The 25,245-nt window shown below is 67.8% G+C and carries 23 protein-coding genes and 1 tRNA gene; 9 read left to right on the forward strand and 15 right to left on the reverse strand.

Going from position 1 to position 25,245, the window contains the following annotated elements; genetic code table 11:
- Position 1: 1 nt before the first annotated feature.
- The 12 genes from METRZ18153_RS20335 to METRZ18153_RS0101010 all read right to left on the reverse strand — a co-directional run bounded on the left by METRZ18153_RS20335 (position 2) and on the right by METRZ18153_RS0101010 (position 10,271).
- Positions 2 to 2,086 (reverse strand): protein kinase domain-containing protein, encoded by a 2,085-nt coding sequence (locus METRZ18153_RS20335; RefSeq protein ID WP_051091666.1) that lies wholly within the window; start codon positions 2,084 to 2,086, stop codon positions 2 to 4.
- A 92-nt stretch (positions 2,087 to 2,178) separates the two neighbouring features.
- Positions 2,179 to 3,051: a Tll0287-like domain-containing protein gene (locus tag METRZ18153_RS0100960; RefSeq protein WP_020162973.1), complete on the reverse strand. Its 873-nt coding sequence runs from the start codon at positions 3,049 to 3,051 to the stop codon at positions 2,179 to 2,181.
- 118 nt (positions 3,052 to 3,169) lie between these two features.
- On the reverse strand, positions 3,170 to 3,553 hold the full coding sequence (locus METRZ18153_RS0100965) for a YkvA family protein (RefSeq protein WP_232415935.1): 384 nt from the start codon (positions 3,551 to 3,553) through the stop codon (positions 3,170 to 3,172).
- A 102-nt stretch (positions 3,554 to 3,655) separates the two neighbouring features.
- Complete coding sequence (rng, locus tag METRZ18153_RS0100970; protein WP_019915852.1) at positions 3,656 to 5,110, reverse strand: ribonuclease G; 1,455 nt, start codon at positions 5,108 to 5,110, stop codon at positions 3,656 to 3,658.
- Positions 5,111 to 5,138: 28 nt separating this feature from the next.
- Complete coding sequence (locus METRZ18153_RS0100975; RefSeq protein ID WP_020162974.1) at positions 5,139 to 5,765, reverse strand: Maf family protein; 627 nt, start codon at positions 5,763 to 5,765, stop codon at positions 5,139 to 5,141.
- Positions 5,762 to 6,232: a 23S rRNA (pseudouridine(1915)-N(3))-methyltransferase RlmH gene (gene rlmH, locus METRZ18153_RS0100980; protein ID WP_020162975.1), complete on the reverse strand. Its 471-nt coding sequence runs from the start codon at positions 6,230 to 6,232 to the stop codon at positions 5,762 to 5,764. Before rlmH ends, METRZ18153_RS0100975 begins: the two co-directional genes overlap by 4 nt.
- Positions 6,229 to 6,609, reverse strand: a complete 381-nt coding sequence (gene rsfS / locus METRZ18153_RS0100985) for a ribosome silencing factor (RefSeq protein WP_019915848.1) — start codon at positions 6,607 to 6,609, stop codon at positions 6,229 to 6,231. Before rsfS ends, rlmH begins: the two co-directional genes overlap by 4 nt.
- 9 nt (positions 6,610 to 6,618) lie before the next feature.
- Entirely contained in the window at positions 6,619 to 7,269 is a 651-nt protein-coding gene (nadD, locus tag METRZ18153_RS0100990) for a nicotinate-nucleotide adenylyltransferase (protein WP_020162976.1), read from the reverse strand.
- Positions 7,262 to 8,038: a BPSS1780 family membrane protein gene (locus METRZ18153_RS0100995; RefSeq protein WP_020162977.1), complete on the reverse strand. Its 777-nt coding sequence runs from the start codon at positions 8,036 to 8,038 to the stop codon at positions 7,262 to 7,264. Before METRZ18153_RS0100995 ends, nadD begins: the two co-directional genes overlap by 8 nt.
- Positions 8,029 to 8,985 (reverse strand): homoserine kinase, encoded by a 957-nt coding sequence (locus METRZ18153_RS0101000; protein WP_020162978.1) that lies wholly within the window; start codon positions 8,983 to 8,985, stop codon positions 8,029 to 8,031. Before METRZ18153_RS0101000 ends, METRZ18153_RS0100995 begins: the two co-directional genes overlap by 10 nt.
- 44 nt (positions 8,986 to 9,029) lie before the next feature.
- Positions 9,030 to 9,386, reverse strand: a complete 357-nt coding sequence (locus METRZ18153_RS0101005) for a DUF2782 domain-containing protein (RefSeq protein WP_020162979.1) — start codon at positions 9,384 to 9,386, stop codon at positions 9,030 to 9,032.
- A 156-nt stretch (positions 9,387 to 9,542) separates the two neighbouring features.
- The gene (locus METRZ18153_RS0101010) at positions 9,543 to 10,271 is read right to left on the reverse strand and encodes an LOG family protein (RefSeq protein WP_020162980.1); all 729 of its coding nucleotides are present in this window, start codon (positions 10,269 to 10,271) and stop codon (positions 9,543 to 9,545) included.
- An 86-nt stretch (positions 10,272 to 10,357) separates the two neighbouring features.
- Here METRZ18153_RS0101010 and polA point away from each other — a divergent pair, with 86 nt between their 5' ends.
- From polA to METRZ18153_RS0101055, 8 genes are all read left to right on the forward strand, one after another.
- On the forward strand, positions 10,358 to 13,090 hold the full coding sequence (gene polA, locus METRZ18153_RS19880) for a DNA polymerase I (RefSeq protein WP_020162981.1): 2,733 nt from the start codon (positions 10,358 to 10,360) through the stop codon (positions 13,088 to 13,090).
- Positions 13,091 to 13,213: 123 nt separating this feature from the next.
- Positions 13,214 to 13,867 (forward strand): pyridoxamine 5'-phosphate oxidase family protein, encoded by a 654-nt coding sequence (locus tag METRZ18153_RS0101025; protein WP_020162982.1) that lies wholly within the window; start codon positions 13,214 to 13,216, stop codon positions 13,865 to 13,867.
- Positions 13,868 to 13,934: 67 nt separating this feature from the next.
- Positions 13,935 to 15,011 (forward strand): acyltransferase family protein, encoded by a 1,077-nt coding sequence (locus METRZ18153_RS0101030; RefSeq protein WP_020162983.1) that lies wholly within the window; start codon positions 13,935 to 13,937, stop codon positions 15,009 to 15,011.
- A 128-nt stretch (positions 15,012 to 15,139) separates the two neighbouring features.
- The gene (locus tag METRZ18153_RS19885; protein WP_020162984.1) at positions 15,140 to 16,702 is read left to right on the forward strand and encodes an HAL/PAL/TAL family ammonia-lyase; all 1,563 of its coding nucleotides are present in this window, start codon (positions 15,140 to 15,142) and stop codon (positions 16,700 to 16,702) included.
- On the forward strand, positions 16,699 to 17,952 hold the full coding sequence (locus METRZ18153_RS0101040) for an AMP-binding protein (RefSeq protein ID WP_020162985.1): 1,254 nt from the start codon (positions 16,699 to 16,701) through the stop codon (positions 17,950 to 17,952). Before METRZ18153_RS19885 ends, METRZ18153_RS0101040 begins: the two co-directional genes overlap by 4 nt.
- Positions 17,953 to 18,035: 83 nt before the next feature.
- Entirely contained in the window at positions 18,036 to 18,428 is a 393-nt protein-coding gene (locus METRZ18153_RS0101045) for a phosphonate transporter (protein ID WP_020162986.1), read from the forward strand.
- Positions 18,429 to 18,440: 12 nt separating this feature from the next.
- Positions 18,441 to 19,751, forward strand: a complete 1,311-nt coding sequence (locus METRZ18153_RS0101050; RefSeq protein WP_020162987.1) for a sensor domain-containing diguanylate cyclase — start codon at positions 18,441 to 18,443, stop codon at positions 19,749 to 19,751.
- Complete coding sequence (locus tag METRZ18153_RS0101055; protein WP_020162988.1) at positions 19,748 to 21,565, forward strand: putative bifunctional diguanylate cyclase/phosphodiesterase; 1,818 nt, start codon at positions 19,748 to 19,750, stop codon at positions 21,563 to 21,565. Before METRZ18153_RS0101050 ends, METRZ18153_RS0101055 begins: the two co-directional genes overlap by 4 nt.
- A gap of 56 nt (positions 21,566 to 21,621) precedes the next feature.
- On the opposite strand, the gene METRZ18153_RS0101060 is transcribed toward METRZ18153_RS0101055, so the two are convergent.
- The 3 genes from METRZ18153_RS0101060 to METRZ18153_RS0101070 all read right to left on the reverse strand — a co-directional run bounded on the left by METRZ18153_RS0101060 (position 21,622) and on the right by METRZ18153_RS0101070 (position 24,491).
- Positions 21,622 to 23,511: a diguanylate cyclase gene (locus tag METRZ18153_RS0101060; RefSeq protein ID WP_232415936.1), complete on the reverse strand. Its 1,890-nt coding sequence runs from the start codon at positions 23,509 to 23,511 to the stop codon at positions 21,622 to 21,624.
- Between the two features lie 310 nt (positions 23,512 to 23,821).
- Complete coding sequence (locus METRZ18153_RS0101065; protein WP_020162990.1) at positions 23,822 to 24,232, reverse strand: hypothetical protein; 411 nt, start codon at positions 24,230 to 24,232, stop codon at positions 23,822 to 23,824.
- A 182-nt stretch (positions 24,233 to 24,414) separates the two neighbouring features.
- Positions 24,415 to 24,491: transfer RNA gene (locus METRZ18153_RS0101070), tRNA-Arg, on the reverse strand.
- 159 nt (positions 24,492 to 24,650) lie between these two features.
- Here METRZ18153_RS0101070 and METRZ18153_RS0101075 point away from each other — a divergent pair.
- A complete protein-coding gene (locus METRZ18153_RS0101075) occupies positions 24,651 to 25,238 on the forward strand; it encodes a c-type cytochrome (protein ID WP_020162991.1) in 588 nt (195 codons plus the stop codon).
- The last annotated feature ends 7 nt before the right edge of the window (positions 25,239 to 25,245 follow it).

Here is a 25,245-nt window from a genome sequence, read left to right on the forward strand (position 1 = left end):
ATCACTTGCCGGCGAGGAAGGCGGCGCGCTGCACCGGGTCGGGAATGTCGCGCGACAGCTCTTCGAGCAGCGCCTGTTCGTCGCTCACCCGCTTCAGCGCGCGACCGACCAGGATGCGCGCCATCGGCCCGATGCGTCGGGCCAGCCGGTGCTCGATGTCGGCGATCAGCGCGTCGTCCAGCGGTCGCGGGCCGAAAGCGCTGCTGCGCGACGTGGTGGTGAGCGGTGTGCTGCGGCGCGAGGCGCTGACCGTATCGATGGACGCACTGCGCACCGTCGATGACACGCCGGTGGTTCCGGCGATATGCCGCTTGGCCTCGATCAGGAAACCGGCGCGCTGCGCGTCGCCCGGAATGTGCGTCGCCAGCTGCTCGATCAGCAGCGCCGGGCTGGCGACCTTGGGTCCGATGCGCGTCACCAGCACGCGCGCCATCGGCCCGATGTGGCGGGCGAGCAGCGCTTCGAGCACCGGCGTCAGCGCGTCCTGCGCCAGGCCGGGCTGGGCGTCGTCGACGCGGCGGGTGATGCCGCTGCGCGCATCCAGTTCGAACACCTCCTGGCTGCGCGAGGCGATTTCGGCGCGCTGGCCGGTGGCGTGCAGGCCGACTGGTGCGCCGCTGCCCAGCGCCGACACGGTCTCGAAATAGGCGCGCGACACCAGCACCTGACCGGCGCGTGCCAGGCCGGCCAGCGTGCGCGCGGCATCGAGGCCGTCGCCGTGCACGTCGAGCGCGCCGGTGCCGGCGCGGGTCACCCGTACCGGGCCCAGATTGATGCCCTGACGCAGTCCGCCGCCCTCGTCGCCGAGGTCGAGCGCGCGCAGCCGCTGCGCCACCACGCAGGCGTCCTCGGGCTGGCCGAGCAGGCACAGCGCGGCGCCGTCCTCGGTGTCGTGGATGAGCCGGCTGTCGGCGTCGACCGAGCGCGCGGCGCGTGCCAGCGCGTCGTCCAGTTCCGATTTGCAGGCCAGCCGCTGCGCCGTGTCGAGATCGACGCTGCGGTCGATCTGCGCGTACAGCACGCTGCAGACGATGGTGCGCCGCTCCTCCGACGCGCCGCTGGCGCGTACCGCGGGTGCCGGCGGCGTGCCGGACGCGAGCGGGCCGCGCGCCGCCGGCACCGGCATGAACACGCGACGGAAGTCGGCCACGCTGCGCGGGCGCCGGGTTTCGTGCGGCTCGAGCGCCCAGTCGATGGCACGCAGCAGCGAGGCGCCGAAGATGGCTGCGTCGGCGGCCTTGGCGGCCGGCCGCAGCGGATCGTTGTGCACGCGGGCGGCCGATTCGACCGGGCGCTGTCCGGTCACCAGCCAGTACATGACGGCGGCCAGCGAGTAGATGTCGGTCCACGGCCCCTGATTGCCGTGCGAGTGGTACTGCTCGAACGGTGCGAAGCCGGGCGTCACGATGGCGGTCAGCGTGTGCTCGGCGTCGTGGTAGCGGCGTGCCGCACCGAAGTCGAGCAGCACCGGCGTGCCGTCGTCGCGGATGCAGATGTTGGCCGGCTTGATGTCGCGGTGCAGGAAGCCGCCGTCATGCACCACCTGCAGGCCGTCGAGCAGCGGCTTGACGATGGCCAGCAGCGTCGTGCGGTCGATCGCGTCGTTGCGCTCGCGCACCCACTGGTTCAGCGTGCGCCCCTGCACGTAATCCATCACCATGTAGGCGGTGCCGTTGGCTTCGAAGAAGCGGCTGACGCGCACGATGTTCGGGTGACGGAAGGTGGCGAGTGCGCGCGACTCGTCGAGGAAGCGGCGCAGGCCCTGCTCGAACATCTCGACCGCCGGGCCGGCCCGCGGCAGCACGCGCTGCGCGTCGCCGCGCACCGCGATGTCGGTGGGCAGGAACTCTTTCACCGCGACCTTGCAGTCGAGCAGCGTGTCGTGCGCCAGATAGGTCAGGCCGAAGCCGCCGCCGCCGAGCAGCGATTCGATGCGGTACTCGTTCAGTGCCCAGCCGACCGGCAGCGCACCGGGGCTGGCGTTGGCCGTGGGCAGGAAGCCGCTGCCGGCCAGCACGTCCGAGTTCACGCTGTCTTCGGTGAACGCCTCGTCGTCGTCGCCGAAAGGAGTAGGACCTCCGGCCATCTCAGTTTTCCGCGGCGCCGCGCGCCGCCCGCCGGGCCGGCTGTGCAAGGCCGGCCCTGTGCGAACGAAGTAAGCGTGGGGGCAATTTCATGTCAGCTGTCGATCATGCGCATCGCCGTTTCCAGGCTGCGTCGCATGCGGTTGAAGGAGGCGCCGAGCACCGACACCTCGTCGCGCCCGCCGTCGCCGAACTCCGGCACCGAGAAGTCGCCGGTGCTGATGCGGTCGGCGGCGGCCGACATGCGTGCGACCGGGCGGATGATGAGCCATTCCAGCATCAGGTTCAGCGCCACCATGACGAAAACGAACACCCCGACAAGCGAGGCCATGAAAGTGGTGAAGGCGCGGTCGGCATTGCTCACCGGCACCGTCATCGGCACCGACACCACCTGGGCGCCGATGATTTCGTTCATCTTCCAGCCGAAGCCGTTCGCCTCGCCATACACCTTCACCATGCTCGGCGGCGCCGTCGCTGGCGTGTTGTGACAGGCCAGGCAGGCGGGGTTGGTGATCTGGATGGGCCGCGCGATATACATGTGGCGACCGGTCGGCGTGTCGCGTTCGCCGGTCAGCTCCTTCACGTCCATCGCATTGCGGAAGCTGGCCACCAGATCGGCTTCCCAGTCCGACGCGCGATCGCGCGGGTTGGACGGGTTCAGCGTCGCTTCCTTGTAGGCGTACTCCGGGTGGTTCTTGCGCAGCTCGTTCAGTGTTTCGGTCGCCGCGTAGGCCGGCACCGTCTGCGGCAGGAACTGCTCGGCCAGCATCGGATCGAGGTGGGGCTTGATCTGGCTCACCGTGTAGGCGCGGATGGCGAGCGCGGTTTCCATCATCAGCCGCGCGTTGCGCTCGACCTCGGCGCGTGCGTTGTCATGCAGCAGCCGGTGCGACAGCGCCGCACAGGCGGCGAGGCCGATCGCGAACACGCCGATCAGCACGAGGTTGAATTTGAGTCTGAGTCCCATCGCAGGCACCGGTCAGTTTTTTGCCGCGGCCTCTTGCGGGGCCGCTCTGATTGCGGCCCGATTGTAAGTCATTGACGGGATTGCAAGGAATTGTGTCAGCGCAGGCAGGCGCAGCCTGTCACGCTGCCGGGCTCCGGTTCATCCACCACCAGGCGATGGCAGCGATCGACGCCGCCCACAGCAGCAGGATGAAGATGCCGGCCGCCCAGTTGGCCGGCAGCTTGCCGGCACGGGCGCGGGCGCGCGCCGCTTCCATCACGTCCGGCGGGATCATGCGCACCGCCAGCCAGATGCCCAGCGGCAGCAGCACCACCTCGTCCAGCATGCCAAGTACGGGGATGAAGTCCGGAATCAGGTCGATCGGGCTGGCCGCGTAGGCGAGCAGGAAGAGCAGCAGGATCTTGGCACGGCGCGGCGTGCGCGTGTCCTGCGCGGCGACGGCAAGCGCCATCACTTCGAGCTTGATCGCGCGTATGCGCTCTTTCAGTCCGGATCCGGTCATGATGGCCTGCGATTTGTTGTGATCGATTTGCATTCAATCAGACCACAAAAACGCCGTGTCCGTCAGCCTCGCGTTGTCACGCGACGGCCGCGCTCCCGGGGCTCAGAGCAGCACGATGTCGAACTGCTCCTGCGAATAGCTCGACTCGGCATGCAGCGAAATCGGCTTGCCGATGAAGTCCGACAGCATGGCCAGCGCCTGCGACTCTTCTTCGAGGAAGAGGTCGACCACCTTGGGGTGGGCCAGGATGCGGAATTCGCGGGCGCTGAATTGGCGTGCTTCGCGCAGCAGCTCGCGCAGGATGTCGAAGCTCATGGTCTGTGCGGTCTTCACTTCGCCGCGGCCGCCGCAGGTCGGGCAGGGTTCGCACAGCACGTGGGCCAGCGATTCGCGCGTGCGCTTGCGCGTCATTTCGACCAGGCCGAGCGAGGTGAAGCCGCTGACCGAAATCTTCGTGTGGTCGCGGCCCAGCGCCTTGTGCAGTTCGGCCAGCACCTGGGCGCGGTGTTCCTCGCTTTCCATGTCGATGAAATCGATCAGGATGATGCCGCCGAGGTTGCGCAGGCGCAGGTGGCGGGCGATTTGATGCGCCGCCTCCAGATTGGTCTTGAAGATGGTTTCGTCGAAATTGCGTGAGCCGACGAAGCCGCCGGTGTTCACGTCTATCGTCGTCATCGCCTCGGTCTGGTCGAAGATCAGGTAGCCGCCGGACTTCAGGTCGACCCTTCGCGCCAGCGCCTTCTCGATTTCCTCTTCCACGCTGTGCAGCTCGAACAGCGGACGCTCGCCGGTGTAGTGCTCCAGCAGCTTGGTCAGCTGCGGCATGTATTCCTCGGCGAAGCTGCGCAGCTTCACGTAGTTCTCGCGCGAGTCGACCTGGATGCTCTGCGTATCGGCGCAGGCGAGGTCGCGCAGCACGCGCTGCGCCAGCGTCAGGTCTTCGAACACCAGCGTGGGCGGCTTGGCGGTCTTTGCGCGATTCCGTATTTCCTGCCAGGTCTTGCGCAGGTAGGCGATGTCGGCTGCCAGTTCCTCGTCGCTGGCCGATTCGGCCATGGTGCGCACGATGTAGCCGCCCGGGTCCTCAAGCGGCAGCAGCGCGTGGATGCGCGCGCGCAGTGCCTCGCGTTCCTCGGTCGATTCGATGCGCTGCGAAATGCCGACGTGGCGGTCCTGCGGCAGATGCACCAGCAGCCGGCCGGCGATGCTGATCTGCGTCGACATGCGCGCGCCCTTGGTGCCTATCGGATCCTTCAGCGCCTGCACCAGCACGCTCTGCCCTTCGGTCAGGATGCGTTCGATCGGCTTCGGCGGCTCGCCGTTCTGGCGCGCTTCCCAGATGTCGGCGACGTGCAGGAAGGCGGTGCGTTCGAGGCCGACGTCGATGAAGGCCGACTGCATGCCGGGCAGTACGCGCACGACGCGCCCCAGATAGATGTTGCCGACGATGCCGCGCGCGCTGCTGCGCTCGATGTGCAGTTCCTGCACCGCGCCCTGCTGCAGCAGGGCGACGCGCGTTTCCTGCGGCGTGAAGTTGATGAGGAACTGGTCGTTCATGGTGCGGACCGGAAAGTGGGAAGTCGGATCAGATGTCCATGCCGAAGCGGCGCAGCAGCTGCCAGGTTTCGTTCAGCGGCAGGCCGACGATGCCGGTGTAGGAACCTTCGATGTGTTCGACGAAGGCGCCGGCGCGGCCCTGTATGCCGTAGGCACCGGCCTTGTCCATCGGTTCGCCGCTGAGCACATAGCGTTCGATGTCGCGCGGATCGAGTTTCGCGAAGCGCACGGTGGATATCGACAGTGCGTGCTCCAGCCGCCGGCTGTCGCTGACGGCGACCGCGGTGAGCACGCGGTGCGTGCTGCCGGACAGGCGGGTGAGCATGGCCGTGGCGTCGGCCGCGTCGGTTGGCTTGCCGAGGATGTCGCCGTCGATCTCGACCGTGGTGTCGGCCGACAGCACCAGCCCGGCCGACATGCGTCGCCAGGCCAGGCGCTGTTCGCCGCCCAGCGCCTTGGCACGGGCGACGCGCACGACATAGCTTTCGGCGTCCTCGCCGTCGCGCACGTCTTCCGACACGTCGATGTCCTCGCGCGGCAGTCCGCGGAAGGGCAGCATCAGGAAGTTGAGGCCGATCTGGGTGAGCAGTTCACGCCGGCGCGGGCTGCGCGAGGCGAGATAGAGGACGGGCGGAACGGTGTTCGAAAGGCTCATTCTCGGTGATAGGGGTGATTTGCTTCAAGGCTCACCGCACGATACAACGCTTCGGCCAGCAGCAGGCGGGCCAGTGCGTGCGGCAGCGTCAGGCTGGACAGCCGGATCAGCTCGTGCGCGCGTGACTTCAGCGCCGGCGACAGGCCGTCCGGCCCGCCGATGAGGAGCGCGACGTCGTCGCCCTCGGCACGCCAGCGGCGCAGCCGCGCGGTCAGCGCGACGGTCGTCAGGTCGTCGCCACGCTCGTCGAGTGCGACGATGCGGGCGCGCGGCGGAATGGCCTGCTCGATGCGCGCACGCTCGGCTTCCATCAGCACCTCGACCGGCTTGCCCTGGGTGCGCGGTTCGGCTTTCACTTCGACGATCTGCATGGCCGAGTCGCGCGGCATGCGGCGGGCGAATTCCTGCACGCCCGCGTCGACCCAGTCGGGCATGCGGTGCCCGACGCAGATCACCAGCAGTTTCAACGCGCCGCCGTTCCGCGTGCGCGGGCTGCGGCCGACTTGTCGGTCGACGGCTTGGCCGACCCCGACCACAGCTCTTCGAGGTTGTAATAGGCGCGTACCGCCGGCTGCATCACGTGCACGACCAGGTCGCCGAGGTCGACCAGCACCCACTCGCCGGTGTCCTCGCCCTCGACGCTGATCACCGTGCCGCCGGCTTCCTTCACCTTTTCCTGCACGTTGCGCGCGAGTGCGCGTGTCTGCCGGTTGGAGTCACCGCTGGCGATGACCAGGCGGTCGAACAGCGCGTTGAACTTCGAGGTGTCGATCACCTCGATGTCTTTCGCCTTGATGTCTTCCAGCGCGTCGATGACCAGCGCCTGCAGTGCATTGATATCCATGTAAAACCTTCAGTAGAGCCGGTTAAGGCGGATGTATCCGAATACTTCGTCGGGCAGCAGGTAGCGGCAGCGCTCGCCGCGCGCCAGCCGTGCCCGGATGTCGGTGGCCGACACCGCCAGCGGCGTCATGTCGAAACGTACGATGGCGCCGGACGGGCGCTCGCGCAAGGCCTGCGCATCACGTCCGCCGCGTGCTGCAAGTTCGGCTGCCAGTGCCGGGTCCAGCGCTGCGGCGTCGACGGCCTGGCCGGCCCGGGTCGCCAGTCCGATATGGGCCAGCGCGAACAGCTCGCGCCAGCGGTGCCAGGTATGCAGCAGGCTGAACGCGTCGGTGCCCAGTATCAGCACCAGCGGCAGCGCGTCGCCCAGTTCGGCGCGCAGCGCGGTCAGCGTATCGACCGTGTAGCTCGGCCGGCCGGACGCAACCTCGCGGCCGTCGACCTCGAAGGCCTCGTTCGACGCCACGGCCGCCTCGACCATGGCCAGCCGGTGCGCCGGCGAGGTCTGCGGCGCTGCGCGGTGCCAGGGCTGACCGGCCGGAATCCAGCGCACGCGCCCGAGCTGCAGTGCTTCGCGCGCCTCTTCCGCCAGTCTCAGGTGGCCGACGTGCACCGGGTCGAAGGTGCCGCCGAACACGCCGAGCGGCAGCGCTTCACTCATCGGCGGGCTCGGGCGCCGGCTCCTCGCCCGGCGCGAACACCTGGCGGAAGCTCACGTACAGGCTGGCGGCCAGCGTGGGCACCAGCACGAACAGCAGGGCGATGCGCAGCAGGAAACGCAGCGCACTGGCCAGACTGCCGTCGCCACCGAGCACCTGCACCACCAGCATCGGCAGACCGACGCCGAGCAGCGCCGCACCGGCGAAATAGACGATGAAGGCGCCGGCGTTGCGCAGCACGGCGACCGCCCCGAAAAACAGCGACTTGCCGAGCGGCATGTTCTGCGTCGCGATCAGATAGGGCGGGAACCACATGATCAGGATGAGCGGCAGCACAAGCGGCAGCAGCTGCATCAGTGTGCGCATGAACAGCTCTTCGTCGGCGTCGACCGCGGCGCCTTCCGGCATCTGGAAGATGAGCGTGTGGATCAGCACCACCACCAGCGATCCGCCAAGGTGCACGAAGCCCAGCTGCACCAGCGTGCGCGCGTTCGCCATCAGTCCCTGTTTCAGGCCGGCGGCGTCGATGTCGCGCTTCTCGTCGAGGATGCGCGCACCGTTGAACACGATGACCGACATCACCGGCAGGCACACCGCCACCAGCACCGGACCGAGCAGCGGCACGATGTTGAGGAAGACCATGACCAGCAGATAGGTCATGGTGAGCGCCGTCATCAGCGGCGGATTGCGGCGGAACAGCGCGAAGCCGCCGCTGATCCACGACCAGCCGGCGAGCGCGGGCAGCGTGCGCGCCTGCAGGCTCACCGCCATGGCAGCGCGTCACCGGCGCGGATGCGCGCGCGCAGCACATCGCGGAAACGGGCCGGATCGTGCGTGTGCACCATCTCGCCGCCGCGCGGCATGTGGAAGTCGTAAAGCCGCGACATCCAGAAGCGCAGCGCCGCGCCGCGCAGCATCGCCGGCCAGGCGCGATGCTCGGCGTCGGACAGCGGCCGTTCCGCGTGGTAGGCCTTGATCAGCGCGTCGGCCCGGTCAGCCATCAGTTCGCCGGAGGCGTCGGAACACCAGTCGTTCAGCGTCACCGCGAGGTCGAACAGCAGGTAGTCGTCGCCGGCGAAATAGAAATCGATGATGCCGCCGATGCGTTCGCCATCCATCAGGCAGTTGTCGCGGAACAGGTCGGCGTGCACGACGCCGAAGGGCAGGTCGCGGCACAGGCCCTGTTCGCGGGCTTCGCGCTGGAAGGCGATTTCGGTTTCGAGCAGCGTGCGCTCGTCGTCCGGCAGGAAGCCGAGCAGCTTCGGCGCCGTTTCGAGCCACCAGCCGTAGCCGCGCGGGTTGTCGAAGCGGCGGCCGTAGCTCTGGCCGGCCACGTGCATGGTGGCCAGCATGCCGCCGATGGCGGCGCAGTGCGCCGCGCCCGGTTCCATCTGCGAGCGGCCGGCGAGGCGGGTGGCCAGCATGGCCGGCTTGCCGTGGATCGTGCCGAGGTATTCGTTGTCGCGGTCGGCGATCGGCGCCGGACAGGGAATGCCGTGACGCGCCAGATGCGCCATAAGGTGCACGTAGAACGGCAGTTCGGTGCGCGTCAGCTTCTCGAACACGGTCAGCACGTAACGACCGTGCGAGGTGTCGACGAAGTAATTGGTGTTTTCGATGCCGGCCGGAATTCCCTCCAGCGACACCAGATGGCCGATGGAGTAATTCTTCAGCCAGTCGCGCAGCTCATCTGCGGTGACGGTGGTGAAGACGGACACGAGTCAGAACGGATGGTTGGGCACGCGCCGGCGGCGCGCGCGGGTCAGTCGAACGAGAAGATCACCCACTTCGGCACGCGCAGGCCCGAATCGAGATCGTCGTAGCGCGTCATCGCGCCGGAGCCGTTCTCGTCCATCAGGTAGTAGGGCACGCCGTGACGCGGCGTCACCTTGATCATGTAGAGCTTGCCGTTCACTCGGTGCTCTTCCACCGTCTCCTCACCGCGCTGGATGATGGTGATCTGCGGCTCGACGGCCACTTCGCCCTCCAGCGGCTCGGGCGGCGGCGGCGGTTCGGGAATCGGCTGCAGGTCGGGCGGACGGCCGGCCTGGGCATACACCGCAGGCGCCACACTGCCCAGCGCGGCTGCGAGAACTGCTGCAAAAAGTAGCGGACGCATCGAAAATCCTTCGTAATTCCGGCAGTTTAACAGAGGCAGGGCGGGGGGCAGCGGGGAGAGGCTAGGGGCTAGGGATGAGGGGCTAGCGAACAGGCGCGGCGGTCGCCGCGCGAGATCTTCACTAGCCCCTAGCCTCTAGTCCCCAGCCCCTGCCTCTCAAAGATTCAACATCGCCTCATGTTCTTCAGGCAGCGGCATGAAGCTGCGGTTCTCGTAATGCCGGAATATCGCGTCGACGATCTGGGCAGGGTCGTCGATGATCTGCACCAGATCCATGTCTTCCGGCGAAATCATGCCTTCGGCCACCAGCGTGTTGCGGAACCAGTCGATCAGGCCGGCCCAGAACGGCGCGTGCACGAGGATGACCGGAATGCTGCGGCTCTTGCGCGTCTGGATCAGCGTCAGCGCCTCCATCAGTTCGTCCACCGTGCCGAAACCGCCCGGCATCACGACGTAGGCGGCGGCGAAGCGCACGAACATGTACTTGCGGGCGAAGAAGTGCTCGAAGGAATGCGATATGTCCTGATAGACGTTCGCGTGCTGTTCCATCGGCAACTGGATGTTCAGGCCGACGCTCGGCGACTTGCCGTGGAAGGCGCCCTTGTTGGCCGCTTCCATGATGCCCGGGCCGCCGCCGGAAATGACCGAGAAGCCCGCGTCCGACAGCTCGCGCGCAACCCGCTCGGTCAGTGCGTAATACGGATGGTCGACCGGCGTGCGGGCGCTGCCGAAGATGCTCACCGCCGGCCGGATCTGCTGCAGCCGCTCGGTCGCCTCGACGAACTCGGCCATGATGCCGAAGATGCGCCAGGCCTCGCGTGCGCTGCTGGTGCGTGCCGCTTCACCGGGGTCGATCATGCCCGGCAGTTTGTCTTTTGCGCTCATGGGAAAAGTATCCGGTGAAAGTGCCCGATCAGGGCGGGTGCGGCGATAATCGCGGGCCGACCGAATGTCCCCACGCGGAATCCGCCATGCCCACGCTGCTGCTCGTCGATGGATCGTCCTACCTTTACCGCGCCTTCCACGCAATGCCGGACCTGCGCAACGCACAGGGCGAGCCGACCGGCGCGCTGCGCGGTGTCATCAACATGCTAAGGCGGCTGGCAGCCGACTACAAGGCGGACTATCGCGCTGTCGTGTTCGATGCCAAGGGCAAGACCTTCCGCGAGGACTGGTATCCGGATTACAAGGGCCACCGTCCGCCGATGCCGGAAGATCTGGCGGCGCAGATCGCGCCGATCCACGACGCGGTGCGCGCGCTCGGCTGGCCGCTGCTGATGATCGAGGGGGTGGAGGCCGACGACGTGATCGGCACGCTGGCCGCGCAGGCGACCGAACGCGGCATCGACTGCGTCATTTCCACTGGCGACAAGGACCTCGCACAACTGGTGAACAAGCACGTGATGCTGGTGAACACGATGAGCGAGGAAAAACTGGACGAAGCCGGCGTGCTGGCCAAGTTCGGCGTGCCGCCGTCGGCCATCGTCGACTACCTCGCGCTGATCGGCGACAGCGTGGACAACGTGCCGGGCGTCGACAAGTGTGGCCCGAAGACCGCGGTGAAGTGGCTGCAACAGTATGGCGGCACGCTGGATTCGGTGGTCGCCAACGCGGCCGACATCGGCGGCAAGGTGGGCGAGAACCTGCGCGCCCACCTCGACTTCCTGCCGCTGGCGCGCAAGCTGCTGACCGTCAAATGCGACGTCGATCTGCCGCAGCCGCTGGAATCGCTGACCTCGGACGGCGAGAACGCCGACGCGCTGCGCCCGCTGTACGAGCGCTACGGTTTCAAGGGCCTGCTCGAGGATCTGGCCAAGGGCCCGCGCAAGACGGTGACGGTCAATGCGCCCGCGCCGGCCGAGGACGCCGTGCCCTCGACCGCACCTGAAGGCAGCCACCGTGCCGACTACGAAACCCTGCTCGACTGGGCGGCCTTCGAGCGCTGGCACGCGAAGCTGATGGCGGCGAAGGTGGTGTCGCTGGACACCGAAACCACCAGCCTGGAGCCGATGGAAGCGCAGCTGGTGGGCATGAGCTTCGCGCTGGAACCCGGTGTGGCCGCCTACCTGCCGCTGGCCCACGTGTACCCGGATGCACCGGTCCAGCTGCCCCGCGACGAGGTGCTGGCGAAGCTCAAGCCCTGGCTGGAATCGGCGACGCACGGCAAGCTCGGCCAGAACCTGAAGTACGACCGCCACGTGTTTGCCAACCACGGCATCCGGCTGGCCGGCGTGGTCGATGACACGCTGCTCGAGAGCTATGTGCTGGAAGCCGATCGCAACCACAACCTCGACACCCTGGTCACCCGCCACCTCGGCCTGAAGGTGATCAGCTACGACGAGGTGACCGGCAAGGGCGCGGCGCGCATCGGTTTCGAACAGGTGGCGCTCGACCGCGCCGCCGCCTACGCCGCCGAGGACGCCGACGTGACGCTGCGCGTCCATGAAGTGCTGGCCCCGCGCATTCAGGCCGATAGCAAGCTTGCATATATATATCGCGACATCGAACTGCCGGTGTCCGACATCCTGTTCCGCATGGAACGCACCGGCGTGCTGCTGGACAGCGCCTCGCTTGCCGCGCAGAGCAACGAACTGGGCCAGAAGATGCTGGAGCTGGAACAGCGCGCGCACACCGCCGCCAAGCAGCCCTTCAACATCAATTCGCCGAAGCAGCTGGCGGAAATCCTGTTCGAGCGCGAAAAGCTGCCGGTGATCAAGAAAACGCCGTCCGGCACGCCGTCGACCGACGAGGAGGTGCTGTCCCAGCTCGCGCTGGACTACCCGCTGCCGGCGCTCATTCTCGAATACCGCGGCATGGCCAAGCTGAAAGGCACCTATACCGACAAGCTGCCGCGCATGGTGCGCGCCGACACCGGCCGCGTGCACACCAGCTTCGGTCAGGCGGTGGCGGTGACCGGCCGGCTGTCCTCGGTCGATCCCAATCTGCAGAACATTCCGGTGCGCACCGCCGAGGGCCGGCGCATCCGTTCCGCCTTCATCGCGCCGCCGGGTCATGTGCTGGTCAGCGCGGACTATTCGCAGATCGAACTGCGCATCATGGCCCACCTGTCGCAGGACGCCCGCCTGCTGCAGGCTTTCGCCGACGGCGAGGACGTGCACCGCGCCACCGCGTCGGAGGTGTTCGGCGTGCCGCCGGACGAGGTAAGCAGCGAACAGCGCCGCTATGCCAAGGTGATCAATTTCGGTCTGATCTACGGCATGAGCGCGCACGGTCTGGCGAAGAACCTGGACATCGAGCGCAGCGCCGCGCAGAGCTGGATAGACCGCTACTTCGCGCAGTACCCGGGCGTCGCCCGCTACATGGACGAGACGCGCGCGCTGGCGCGCGAGCAGGGCTATGTCGAAACCGTGTTCGGCCGCCGCCTGCAGCTGCCGGACATCCGCGCCCAGCAGGTGGGGCGCCGCCAGGGCGCCGAGCGCGCGGCAATCAACGCGCCGATGCAGGGCACGGCGGCCGACCTGATCAAGCTGGCGATGATCGCGGTCGACGGCTGGCTCGCCGCCGAAGGCCTGAAGACGCGCATCATCCTGCAGGTGCACGACGAACTGGTGCTCGAAGTGCCGGAGGCCGAACTCGACCGCGTGCGCGAGCGGGTGCCGGCGCTGATGGAAGGCGTCGCGCAGCTGTCCGTGCCACTGAAGGTCGAGGCCGGTGTCGGCCGCAACTGGGACGAAGCGCACTGACAGGCCGCAGCACCGCGGGCACCTTGCCCGCGCGGCTCTCCCTATGCTGGTTCACGCGCACCCGTCGATGCGCCGGCGAGCCGGTTCGCCCGGCTCGCTGCAATCCGGTCGAGGAGAACCGCCATGTCTTCGCTGTATTCGGACCACCATCGCGCACTGCAACAGGCCTACGGCACCACCGGTCTGGCCGAGATGCTCGACACCGGATGGGTGCATGAGCAGATTTCGGACGACGAGCGCGCCTTCATCGCGTCGCGCGACATGTTCTTCCTGTCGACGGTCGATCCCGACGGCAATCCTACGGTGTCGTACAAGGGCGGTCCCACCGGCTTCGTCAAGGTGCTCGACGCGCACACGCTGGTCTTTCCGGGCTACGACGGAAACGGCATGTTCTATTCGGTGGGCAATATCGTCGGGCAGTCGCGCGTCGGCCTGCTGTTCATCGATTTCGAGAACCCGCACCGCGTACGCGTGCAGGGCACTGCCGAATTCCTGGCCGACGATCCGCTGCTGGCCGACTACGACGAAGCCAAGTATCTGGTGCGCGTGACGGTCAGCAAGATCTGGGTGAATTGTCCGCGCTACGTCCATCGCTACCGCAAGCTCGAACAGTCGAAGTACGTGCCGAGGGCGGAATGCACGACGCCGCTTGCCTCGTGGAAGCGGCTGGACATGGTGCAGGACGTGCTGCCGGAACACGAACGCCGGCAGGCGATGCAGGAAGGTCTGCTGGATCTTGCCACCTACGAGGCAAAGGTGGCGCGCGGCGAGGGCTGACGTGGCCGGCCTTGAATTCGGGTAAGCGGCGTGCACAATGCGGGGCCTCGCACTGGAATCTCCCGCAATGCACGTCCCGTCGGCCGGTACCGATACCCTCTCCCGCGCCGACCGGCACGACGCCGCGTCGCGCCTCGCGGTATTCGACACGCTGAAGGCGGTCGCGTCACAGCTCATCGTGCTGCATCACCTGGTCGCCTACGGTCCGCTGGCGGAGGCCTTCCGCAGCCGCTTCCCGCAGCTCGCCGACTGGCTCTACTACGACGGGCGGCTCGCGGTGCAGGTGTTCTTCGTCATCGGCGGCTTCCTCGCTGCCCGCGCGCTGGCGCCGGCGCTGCAGCCGCGACCGCTGTCGCTGCCGGCGGTGCTGTGGAAGCGCTATCGCCGGCTCGCACTGCCCTGCATGGCGGCCGTGCTGATCAGCGTCGTCTGCGCCGCGATTGCCCGCGCGCTGATCGACGACCCCAGCCTGCCCGGTACGCCCTCGGTCGGTCAGCTGCTGGCGCACGCACTGCTGCTGCAGGACATCGTCGGCGTCGAGGCACTGTCGGCCGGTGTCTGGTACGTGGCGATCGACTTTCAGCTGTACGCGATGGCGGCGCTGCTGGTCTGGCTGGCCTCGCACACCGGTCCGACACGCCACGCCGTCGTGCTCGCCGCGATCACCGCCGGCGTCGCTGCCGCGTCGCTGTTCGTGATCAATCGCGACACCGGTTGGGACGTCGCCGGTCCTTACTATTTCGGTGTCTATGCGCTGGGGGCAGCCGTCTGCTGGTTGTCCAGACCAGGCCGCTCGCTGCTGTGGGGGGCGGCAGTCGCCGCCGCCGTGCTGCTGGCGCTGACCCTGGAACACCGCGAGCGCGTGGCGTTTGCTGGCTGCGTGGCGCTGCTGCTGTGGGGCGGTCTGCGCAGCGGACTGCTGACGAAATGGCCGGACCTTCCGGCGCTCGCCTTCCTCGGCCGGATCTCGTTCTCGGTCTTCCTGATCCACTACCCGGTGGCCATGCTGGTAAACGCCTTCGTTACCCGTCTGTGGGGCGCGACGCCGGATACCGCGCCGCCAGCACTTGCCTTCGCCTGGGCGGCCAGCGTGGCCGCCGGTGCGCTGTTCCATCGCCAGGTCGAACGGCGCTGCGCCGGCTGAATCCCTTGTGCGCGTGAAACCCCGCCGCCCGGCCGCTGTCTTCGCTTGCGCCCGCTGCCCGGGCGACACTACGCAGCCTGGCCGCCCGCTGCCATGCTTCGCCTGGTGTCCACTTCGATAGGGATCTCATGACCGCCGCCGTACCGGAACACGATGACGTCGTTTTCGACGGTCGCCCGCTCGACATCGAGGCGATTGCCGCGATCGCCGACGGCAGGCGTCGCGCCGTGCTGTCGACCGAGGCAGCGTTCCGCGCCCGCATCGACGCCGGCGCCCGCGCCGTGCTGCAGCTGCTCGCCGACGACGGCGTGATCTACGGCGTCACCACCGGCTACGGCGAGTCGTGCACGGTGGCGGTGCCTGCCGGGCAGGTGGCGGAACTACCGCACCACCTCTACACCTATCACGGCGTCGGCATGGGACGCCTGCTGGAAGCCGACGAGACGCGCGCGGTGCTGGCCGCGCGGCTGGCCTCGCTGTGCCAGGGCATGTCCGGTGTGCGCTACGAGCTGCTGCAGCATCTGGCGGCGCTGCTCGAGCACGACATCCTGCCCTGCATTCCGGCCGAAGGCTCGGTCGGCGCCAGCGGCGACCTGACGCCGCTGTCCTACGTCGCCGCCGCGCTGTGCGGCGAGCGCGACGTGCGGTGGCGGGGGCGGCGCATGCCGGCGCGCGAGGCGCTGGCCGAAGCCGGCATCCAGCCGCTGTCGCTGCAGCCGAAGGAGGGGCTGGCCATCATGAACGGTACCGCCGTCATGACCGCGCTGGCCTGTCTCGCGTGGCAGCGGGCACAGCGCTGCAGCCGCATCGCCACCCGCCTGACCGCGCTGAATGTGTTCGCGACTGCCGGCAACCCGCACCACTTCGACGCGCTGCTGTTCGCCGCCAAGCCGCACCCGGGGCCGCAGGCGGTCGCTCGCCGGCTGCGCCGCGACCTCGCTTGCGACGCCGGCGCGGCACGCAATCCGGCGCGGCTGCAGGACCGCTACTCGCTGCGCTGCGCGCCGCACGTGATCGGCGTGCTCGAAGACGCGCTGCCCTTCACGCGGACGCTGATCGAGAACGAACTGAACAGCGCCAACGACAATCCGCTGATCGACCCGGACAGCGGGCGCGTGCTGCATGGCGGACATTTCTACGGCGGTCACGTCGCGTTCGCGATGGACAGCCTGAAGACCGCGGTCGCCAACGTGCTCGATCTGCTCGACCGCCAGCTCGCGCTGCTGGTGGACAGCCGCTTCAGCCACGGCCTGCCCGACAACCTGACGGCGGCCACCGGCGAACGCGGCGCACTGAACCACGGCCTGAAGGCGCTGCAGATCGCGGTGTCAGCGTGGACCGCCGAGGCCCTGAAGACCACCCTGCCGGCGTCGGTGTTCTCGCGCTCGACCGAGTGCCACAACCAGGACAAGGTGAGCATGGGCACGATCGCCGCGCGCGACTGCCTGCGCGTGCTCGAACTGGGCGAACAGGTGCTGGCGGCGATGCTGGTGTCGGCGCGGCAGGCGGTCGCGCTGCGCGGCCGCATCGACGCCGGTGCGCTGCCGCCGGAGCTGGCGCACACGCAGTCGTGGCTCGAGGCCCGCATTCCGCTGGTGGTCGAGGACCGCGCGCTCGACCATGAACTGACCCGGCTGGTGGACGTGCTGCGCACAGGCAGCGCCAGCGACGTGCTGGAGTCGGACGGATGAGCGCCCCTTGGCACGCCGACGGCCCGGCGCTGGAACGCGTGCTCGCCGACCTGATCGCCGACGAGGTGCGACGGCTGCGGCCCGGCGGCTCACCGCTGCCGCAGCAGCCATGGTCGGCGTCGATGGCCTTCGACGACAGCGGCTTCGGGCTCGATTCGCTGGAGCGCCATACGCTGGCCGCCGCCATCGCCGAACTGCTGCAGCTGCACGACAGCACGGTGATCGATGCGCTGCCGGCGGCAAGCACCTTCGGCCAGTACTGCGCGCTGGCCCGCGAAGGCCTCGCGCAGGATGGCCGCCGCCTGACCTTCCGCACGTCCGGCAGCACCGGCATGCCGAAGGCGTGCACCCACGCGCTGACGATGCTGGAAGAAGAGGTCGATGCGCTGGCCGCCCACATCGGGCCGCGCCGGCGGGTGCTGGTCGCGGTGCCGGTCCATCACATCTATGGCTTCATCTTCGGCGTCCTGCTGCCGCCCAGCCTGGGCACGCACGATGTCATAGATGTGCGGCCGCTGCCGCCGCAGGCGCTGGCCGGCCGGCTGCAGCCGGGCGATCTGCTGGCGAGTCATCCCGCGCACTGGTCGCTGCTCGCCCGCTTCGGCCCGCGGCTGCCGGCTGACGTCGTCGGCACCACTTCCACCGCACCCTGCCCGGATGCGCTGGCCGACGCGCTTCTGGCGCAGGGTCTGGCGCGTCTGCTGCAGATCTACGGCAGTTCGGAGACGGCCGGAATCGGCTGGCGCGACGCCGCTGGCGCGCCCTACACGCTGATGCCGCACTGGCGCCGCGCGGTTGCCGACGATGCTGTACTGCTGCGCCGCGCAGCCGATGGCAGCGAACAGCCTGCGGCGCTGCAGGACCTGATCGAGTGGCTGCCGGACGGGCGCTTCCGCCTGGCCGGGCGGCGTGACGAGGCGGTCCAGGTGGCGGGCATCAACGTGTTTCCGGCGCGGGTGCGCGACGTGCTGCTCGAACACCCGCTGGTCGAGGCGTGTGCGGTACGCCGCATGTCGCCGACCGAGGGCGAACGCCTGAAGGCCTTCGTCGTGTTGCGCGCAGGCGCCACCCCGGCCGCACTGCTGCCCGCACTTGAAGCGTGGGTGAGGGAACGCCTGTCGGCGCCCGAGTGTCCACGCGCCTGGTCGTTCGGCGACCAGTTGCCGGCAGACGCCCGCGGCAAGCTGGTCGATTGGCCGATCGCGCCCTCGTTGCCTCCTCAAGTTCGCGGGTGCACTCCCGATAACTGATCCGTTGTCCGGAGTGTCCGCTGCCTCCGCATTGCCATCCGGCGCACCTCAAGGTGTCCGTTGATACCGACCCAGGGAGCACCATGAATACGGAACAGACCCTCTCGTTTTCCAGCGCAGCACTGTTTGACTATCTCGACCGCGCCAGCGATGCCGAGCTCGACAGCCTCGACTTCGGCGTCATCGGCATGGACGACGCAACCCAGGTCAGACGATACAACCGCTTCGAATCGGCCGCCGCCGGCCTGTCGCCCGAACGGGTGATCGGGCACGCGCTGTTCACCGTGGTGGCGCCGTGCATGAACAACTTCATGGTTGCCCAGCGCTTCGAGGACGCGCAGCAGGACGGCAGCGTGCTCGACGACACCATCGACTACGTGCTGACGCTACGCATGCGCCCGGTCAAGGTGAAGCTCAGATTGCTCGCCCGACCCGGCAGCGGCTTGCGCTATGTGCTGGTCCACCGCCAGACCTGAGCCGGAGCACGCATGAGCGCACCGGTAGAAGAGGAATACGAAGCGCTGCTGCAGTTCATGTACATGGCGCCGATAGGCCTTGTACAGACGCTGGCAGACGGCGAGATCACGATGATCAATCCGCTGTGCGCGCAGCTGCTGATGCCGCTCTCCCCGGACGGCCAGTTGGCCAATCTTTTCACCGCGCTGGAAGCCGTGGTGCCCGACCTGCGACAGCGGGTGCAGGATTTTCCGGACCTGCACGGCACGGTGTGCGACGCGCTGCAGGTGCCGATCGCGACCGGTCAGCCCGGCCGCAGACAGAGCCAGGTGCTGGCGCTGACATTGCTCAAGCTCGACGCCGAGCGGCTGATGGCCGTCATTTCGGACGTGACGCAGTCGGTCCGACGGGACCGCGAACTGCGCCAGAGCCAGGCCTGGATCAACACGCTGGCTATAGGCCTTACCGACTACGCCCTGGTGTCGCTCGACAACCATGGCTGTGTGCAGGACTGGAACCCGAGCATCGCCCGCATCACCGGCTTCACCGAGGACCAGGTGATCGGTCGCAGCCTGTCGATGTTCTACCCGGAAGACGCGATCTCCGAACAGCGTGTGCTCGACCGGCTGCACGAGGCCGACCGCACCGGCTGGAGCCTGGACGAGGGCTGGTGCGTGCGCGCCGATGCCGGTCGCTACTGGGGCAGCTGCCTGATCGCCCCGCTGCACGACCGCGACGACGCGCTGACCGACGAACACGCCTACAGCCTCATCATCCGCGACGTGTCAGACCGGCGCGAGGCGGCGGAAGCGCTGCTGAAGGCGGTGTCCTGCGATCACCTGACCGGCCTGCTGAACCGCCGCGCCTTCGTCGAGGCGGTCGAGCTGGAGATGCAGCGCTGGGCGCGCTTCCCGCGGCCGCTGTCGCTGGTGATGATAGACGCCGACCATTTCAAGCGCATCAACGACCAGTACGGGCACGCCGCCGGCGACGCCGTACTGCGCCATCTCGCCGCCGGCATGACCGCGACCTTCCGTGCGATGGACGTGCTGGCGCGCTTCGGTGGCGAGGAATTCGTCGTGCTGCTGCCGGACACCACGCTGGAGGGTGCCGAGGTGGTTGCCCAGCGCCTGTGCCAGCTGCTCGCGTCGCAGGCGGTCGAGGTCGGCGGGCAGGCCGTGCGCTACACCATCAGCGCCGGCATTGCGACGATGGATGCCGACGTGAGCGATTTCGATGCCCTGATGCAGCGTGCCGACGAGGCGCTCTATGCCGCCAAGGCCGGGGGCCGCAACCGGGTTGAGCGCTGGCAACCGGCGCTTCAATCGGCGGCCGTCCGATGAAGCCCGACAGCGACCCTGAGGATCTGCAGCCGCCCGCTTACGAGGCGTTGATCCAGTTCCTCTACCAGGCGCCGATAGGCCTGCTGCAGATCCGGCCCGACGGCACGGTGACGATGATGAATCCGCGCTCGGCGCAGTTGCTGATGCCGCTGGCGCGGCAGGGCAATCTGGACAATCTGTTCGAGGTGCTGGACGAGGTGGCGCCCGATCTGCGCGCCATGGCCGACGCCGCCATCGAGCCGGGTGCGCTGGTGTGCGAGGGGCTGCGCATGCCGGTGCGGTCGACGGCCGGTGGCCGGCGCGTGCTCGGCATCAGTCTGCTGCGGCTCGACGCCCACACCATCATGGGCTGCGTCAATGACGTGACGCACGAGGTGGAACTGGAACAGCAGCGTCTGGCCTCGCGGATGCGCGACGCCTCGCGCACCGACAGCCTGACACTGATGCCCAACCGCTCCGCCGTGCTGGAGCGGATACAGCAGGCGCTGGCGCGCCACGACGCTGGCGGTGCGCCCACCTTTGCCGTGCTGTTCATCAACTGCGACCGTTTCAATCGCGTCAATCTGACGCTTGGGCAGGCCGGTGGCGACCGGCTGCTGCGCATGGTGGCCGAGCGGCTGAATGGCACCGTGCGTCAGCGCGACGCCGTCGGTCCGGCGCAGGAGCCGCTGCACACGACGGCCCGCCTCGGCGGTGACGAGTTCGTCGTGCTGCTCGACGGCCTGCGCGACAGCGAGGACGTGCACAGCATCGCGCAGCGGCTGATCGACACGCTGTCCCGCCCCTATCTGATCGATAGCGTCGAGGTGCACATTTCTGCCAGCATCGGCGTCGTCGCCGGCATACATGCCGCCGCCGAAGCGAACGCCGTGCTGCAGGACGCGAGCCTCGCCATGCAGGAGGCGAAGCGCGCCGGCGGCGGGCGCCACGTGCTGTTCACGCCGTCGATCAAGGACATCGCAACCCGCCGTGGCGCACTCGAACTGGAACTGCGACGGGCGCTCGAACAGGACGAACTGTTCGTCGTCTATCAGCCCATCGTCGAGCTGACCGACGGTCGCGTCGCCGGCTTCGAGGCGCTGGTCCGCTGGCAGCATCCGCAGCGCGGTCTGGTGTCGCCGGTCGAATTCATCGAGATTGCCGAGGAGTGCGGCCTGATCGGCGCGGTCGGCGAATTCGTGCTCGATTCGGCCTGCCGACAGCTGGCGGCGTGGCAGCGCCGTTTTGGCGCGCAGGCGCCCGGCATGGTGTCGGTCAACCTGTCGCGAGCACAACTGCAGGACGCCGCCATCACCGACCAGGTCGCGCGCGTGCTCGAAGCGAGCGGCCTGCCGGCGCAGGCACTGCAGCTGGAACTGACCGAAAGCATGGCGGCGCAGGGCGACGACATCCGCGCCCGCCTGCTCGAACTGAAAGCGCTCGGCCTCGCGCTCGCGCTGGACGATTTCGGCACCGGCTATTCCTCGCTGGCCTGTCTCGGCCAGCTGCCGATCGACACGGTCAAGATCGATCGCTCCTTCGTCGCCGACGCCGAGAGCAATCTGCACAAGCGGGTACTGATAGAAGCCACCGTGCGCGTTGCTCGCAGCCTCGGCATGAGCACGACCGCCGAAGGCATCGAGACCGAAGGTCAGGCGGCGCTGCTGGCGACGCTGGACTGCAACAAGGGCCAGGGCTATCTGTGGTCGCGCCCGCTGGCCGCACACGCCGCCACGCAATGGCTCGCGGCACAGATCGGAGCGACCGATCTGCTGTCGGACCAACCCCATCCTTCCGCCGCGCCCTTGCGCGCCGCCTCCGGCTTCGTGGCCTGACTGCCGCCTGATTCGCCGCAGCGCCGCTCGCGGCGCCTAGCTGCGGTCGGCGAGCCTCACACTGTTGCCTGCTCGCCAAGCGCCAGCACGGCGCGATCCCGTCCTCCGTGCTTCGCCTCGTAAAGTGCCCGGTCGGCGCGCTGGAAGGCCGATTCGAACCTGTCGTCGCTGGCACCGAGCACGGTCGCACCGATGCTCACGGTGATGTTCAACGTATGGCCGTCATGTTCGATCCGGCGCTCGCGCACCGCCTGCAGCAGTCGCTCGCCGACCTCACGCGCGCCGGTCGCATCGGTTTCCGGCAGCACGATGCCGAACTCCTCGCCGCCGAGACGGCCGAGCACGTCGCTGGTGCGCAGCGCCTGCCCGAGCGTGAGCGCGAGCGCCTTCAGCACGGCGTCGCCGGTCGGATGGCCGAACACGTCGTTTACCTTCTTGAAGTGGTCGGCGTCGATCACCATCAGGCTCAGCGGCCGCCCGTGGCGCAACGCGACCGATATCAGCCGCTCGCTTTCGGCGGTGAAGGCGCGGCGGTTGAGCACGCCGGTCAGACCGTCGGTCGACGCCTGCCGCTGCAGTTCCAGTTCGAGGCGCTTGCGCTCGCTGATGTCGCGAATGATGCCGACGTGGAAACTCTGCGCCCCGTCGCCCGAACTGCCGACGGTGACGTCGATCGGAAACTCTCGGCCGTCCTTGTGCCGGGCCGTCACTTCGCGCCCCCTGCTCATGGCGCGTGCCTCGGCTGAGGCGTTGGCTGCCTGTACATGGCGTCGATGCGTCGCCGCTTCGGATGGCGGCATCAACATATCGAGCCGCCGCCCGGCGACCTCGTCGACGCTGTAGCCGAACAGCACTTCGGCCGCGCGATTGAACTCGACGATGCAGCTGTTGCTGTCGACGACGACCACCGCGTCGCGCGCGGTGTTCATGAAGGTCCGCGCACGGTCCTCGCTGCGCCGCAGCTGATCGGTGCGGCGGGCGACGCGGTTTTCCAGTTCCTGGTTTGCGTCGGCCAGCTGTTGCAGCGCCAGCCGGCGGCGCTGCACCTGGCGGAAGGCGAACCAGGCCAGCCCCGCGAACGCGAGGTTGCTGGCCACCGCCATGGCAACGTAACCGCCGAGGTTGCGTCGCCAGGACTGCAGCAGCATGCCTTCGTCCGCAGTGGCGGCGACGACGATGCCATAGGCGTCGGACGTTGCGTAGGCGGCCGGGCCCGGGCGCTCGTCGAGCAGGCGCTGGCGCGCGACCAGGCCGTCGGCGGCTGCGGGTAGCAGGGTGCGGAACAAGGGCATGTCGCCGGCCGTGCCTTCGACGCAATCGGATCTGCGGGGCAGGCAGGCCAGCCGATGCCCGTCGCGCAGGAACACGGACAGCGTGTATGCAGCCGGCAGACCCTGCTCGCTCAGCAGGGTCGTCAGCTGCTCCGGATCGACCGCCGCGGCGACCACGCCCAGAAAGCGATTGCCGTCGCTCTCGACCCGCCGGCTCAGCGGGAAGATGTAATTGCCGGTCAGTTTGCTGACGATGGCCGGCCCGATGAAGAGCCGGTGCTCGTCGGCGCCCGATCCGGACTGCGCCAGAAAATAGTCCCGTGTCGATACATCCAGCGCCGGGGGCGGAGAGCTGAGCGACGTCGCCGCCAGGGTGCCGTCGTGGCGCACCAAAAAGAGCGATTGCAGTTCCGGGTTGAGTGCGTGTCGGCGGACCAGCAGGCGATGCAGGGTCAGATCCGGCTCGGCCGAAATTCCGCCGTGAAGCCGCACGCCCTCGCCGATGCCGGACAGCAGCCGGTCATAGGTCGCCAGATGCTGGTCCATGCGCTGCGCGACGACGTCGACGCTCACATGCAGCGTGTCGCGCGCACGCTCCAGCGTTTCCTCGCGTGCCGCGTCGACGAACATGAACAGGCGGATGTCGAGAACGGCGAGCACAAGCAGCGCAAGCACTATCCATCGCAACACTGCAGGGCGCTTGTGGCCGCCGTTCATCCCCGTCCCGACTCCGTTCGATCGACATGTCGGGCGGATGTTAGCGCAGGCGTGCTGCGGAGATGGGCGACGCGATCGCTGCGCAGGCGTCAGACGGCGGCACTCGACTACCGGATGAGGTCGATGTGAGTACGTTTGTGCCGCCCGCCTCTGCAGGGGATATCTTCAAACACCGTATGGAGGGGCGGCGTAGAAGGTCATCTGAGATGTGATGCGCTCGCGCAGCCGGCGGAATTTCAGATGACGATTGTCATATCTGAACGGCCGTCTAGCCCTTCGCAAAACTCAGAAGAAGTGACGCGGTCGATACACCGAGCGCAAGGAAGGAAATGGCCAGGGCGAGTACATGACGTCTGAACTCTTGATTCTTCTCTGCGAGAATGGCGGCAAGGAACGGGAAGTTGACCGCGTGGCGCTTTTCTCCCGCCTGCAGGGTGAATAGGGAAACGACTGCGCCGCTCTCGCGCTTGTAGCGATGTTTCTGATCCAGGTGATAGTAGAGCCGCCCGAACAGTAGCTCCGGCGAGCACTTCATCCTGTGCGCAAGGGCATGAATATCAATGGCGATGTACGGATCGTTCGCCCCCCGGCCGCCTGGCTCGCGCGGGCCAGGGTAGTCGCGAAGATACATGTTGAAAATGCACTGCAGTATGTAGCGATCGGTGCCGAGAGGGGTCATGAGCGCAAATCCGATACTTGCATGGCAATGTATATATCAGATGCCGTCGGCTTGCTCCAATCCGGCCGAATTCGCTTCTGATGTCCGGCGCGTTGCGGGCTGACTCACAAGGAGTGTGAGAGTCCGCCACGGAGGGTTAAAAGTAAAACGGGCCGATCTTGAGGATCGACCCGTTTAGTGACTGGCGCGCCCGGCGCGATTCGAACGCACGACCCCTGCCTTCGGAGGGCAGTACTCTATCCAGCTGAGCTACGGGCGCATTGCGGGCGTTGAAACAGCCCGCAGGCGGCGAAGGATAGCCGCTTTGCGCCTGCGCGTCCATGCGGGTGGTAGGTCCGGGACGCAGGCGGCGCCGGCTGCCGCTATAATGGCGCGTTCTGTTTTTCCAACCCTATCCAGGTCATCAGAGGAAGGCACCATGTCGGACGCGCACGAAGAGCACGAAACTCTCATCAAGACGCCGCAACAGCTGATCGCGGTGGTCGTACTGTCATTTGTGGTGTTTGTCGGTCTGGGCGTGCTGGTGGCCCAGTACGTGTCGTCCGGTTACAAGGGCGCCAGCAATCCCGATCCGGAAGTGGTGTCGCGTGCGATCCAGCCGGTTGCGCAACTCGCTCTGGGCGAGCCGGAAGCCAAGGGCCCGAAGACGGGCGAGCAGATCTACAAGGGCGCCTGTGCCGCCTGTCACGACGCCGGTATGGCCGGCGCGCCGAAGCTGGGCGACAGCGCTGCCTGGTCCAGCCGTATTGCCACCGGTCTCGATGCACTGGTGAAGTCGGCGATCAACGGCAAGGGCGCGATGCCGGCCAAGGGCGGTAACGCCTCGCTGAGCGACGACGAAATCACCCGCGCCGTGGCCTACATGGGCAACAAGTCGGGCGCCAGCTTCGCCGAACCGAAGGTCGCCGACGCGGCCGAAGCGCCGGCTGCCGATGCAGCCGCTGCCCCGGCGGCGCCGGTCGAAGCCGCGGCCATTGCGGCGCCGGCTTACGAAGAGAAGAAGTAAGCGCAGT

It is taken from the genome of Methyloversatilis discipulorum, from assembly GCF_000385375.1.
Classification (GTDB): Bacteria; Pseudomonadota; Gammaproteobacteria; order Burkholderiales; family Rhodocyclaceae; genus Methyloversatilis; species Methyloversatilis discipulorum_A.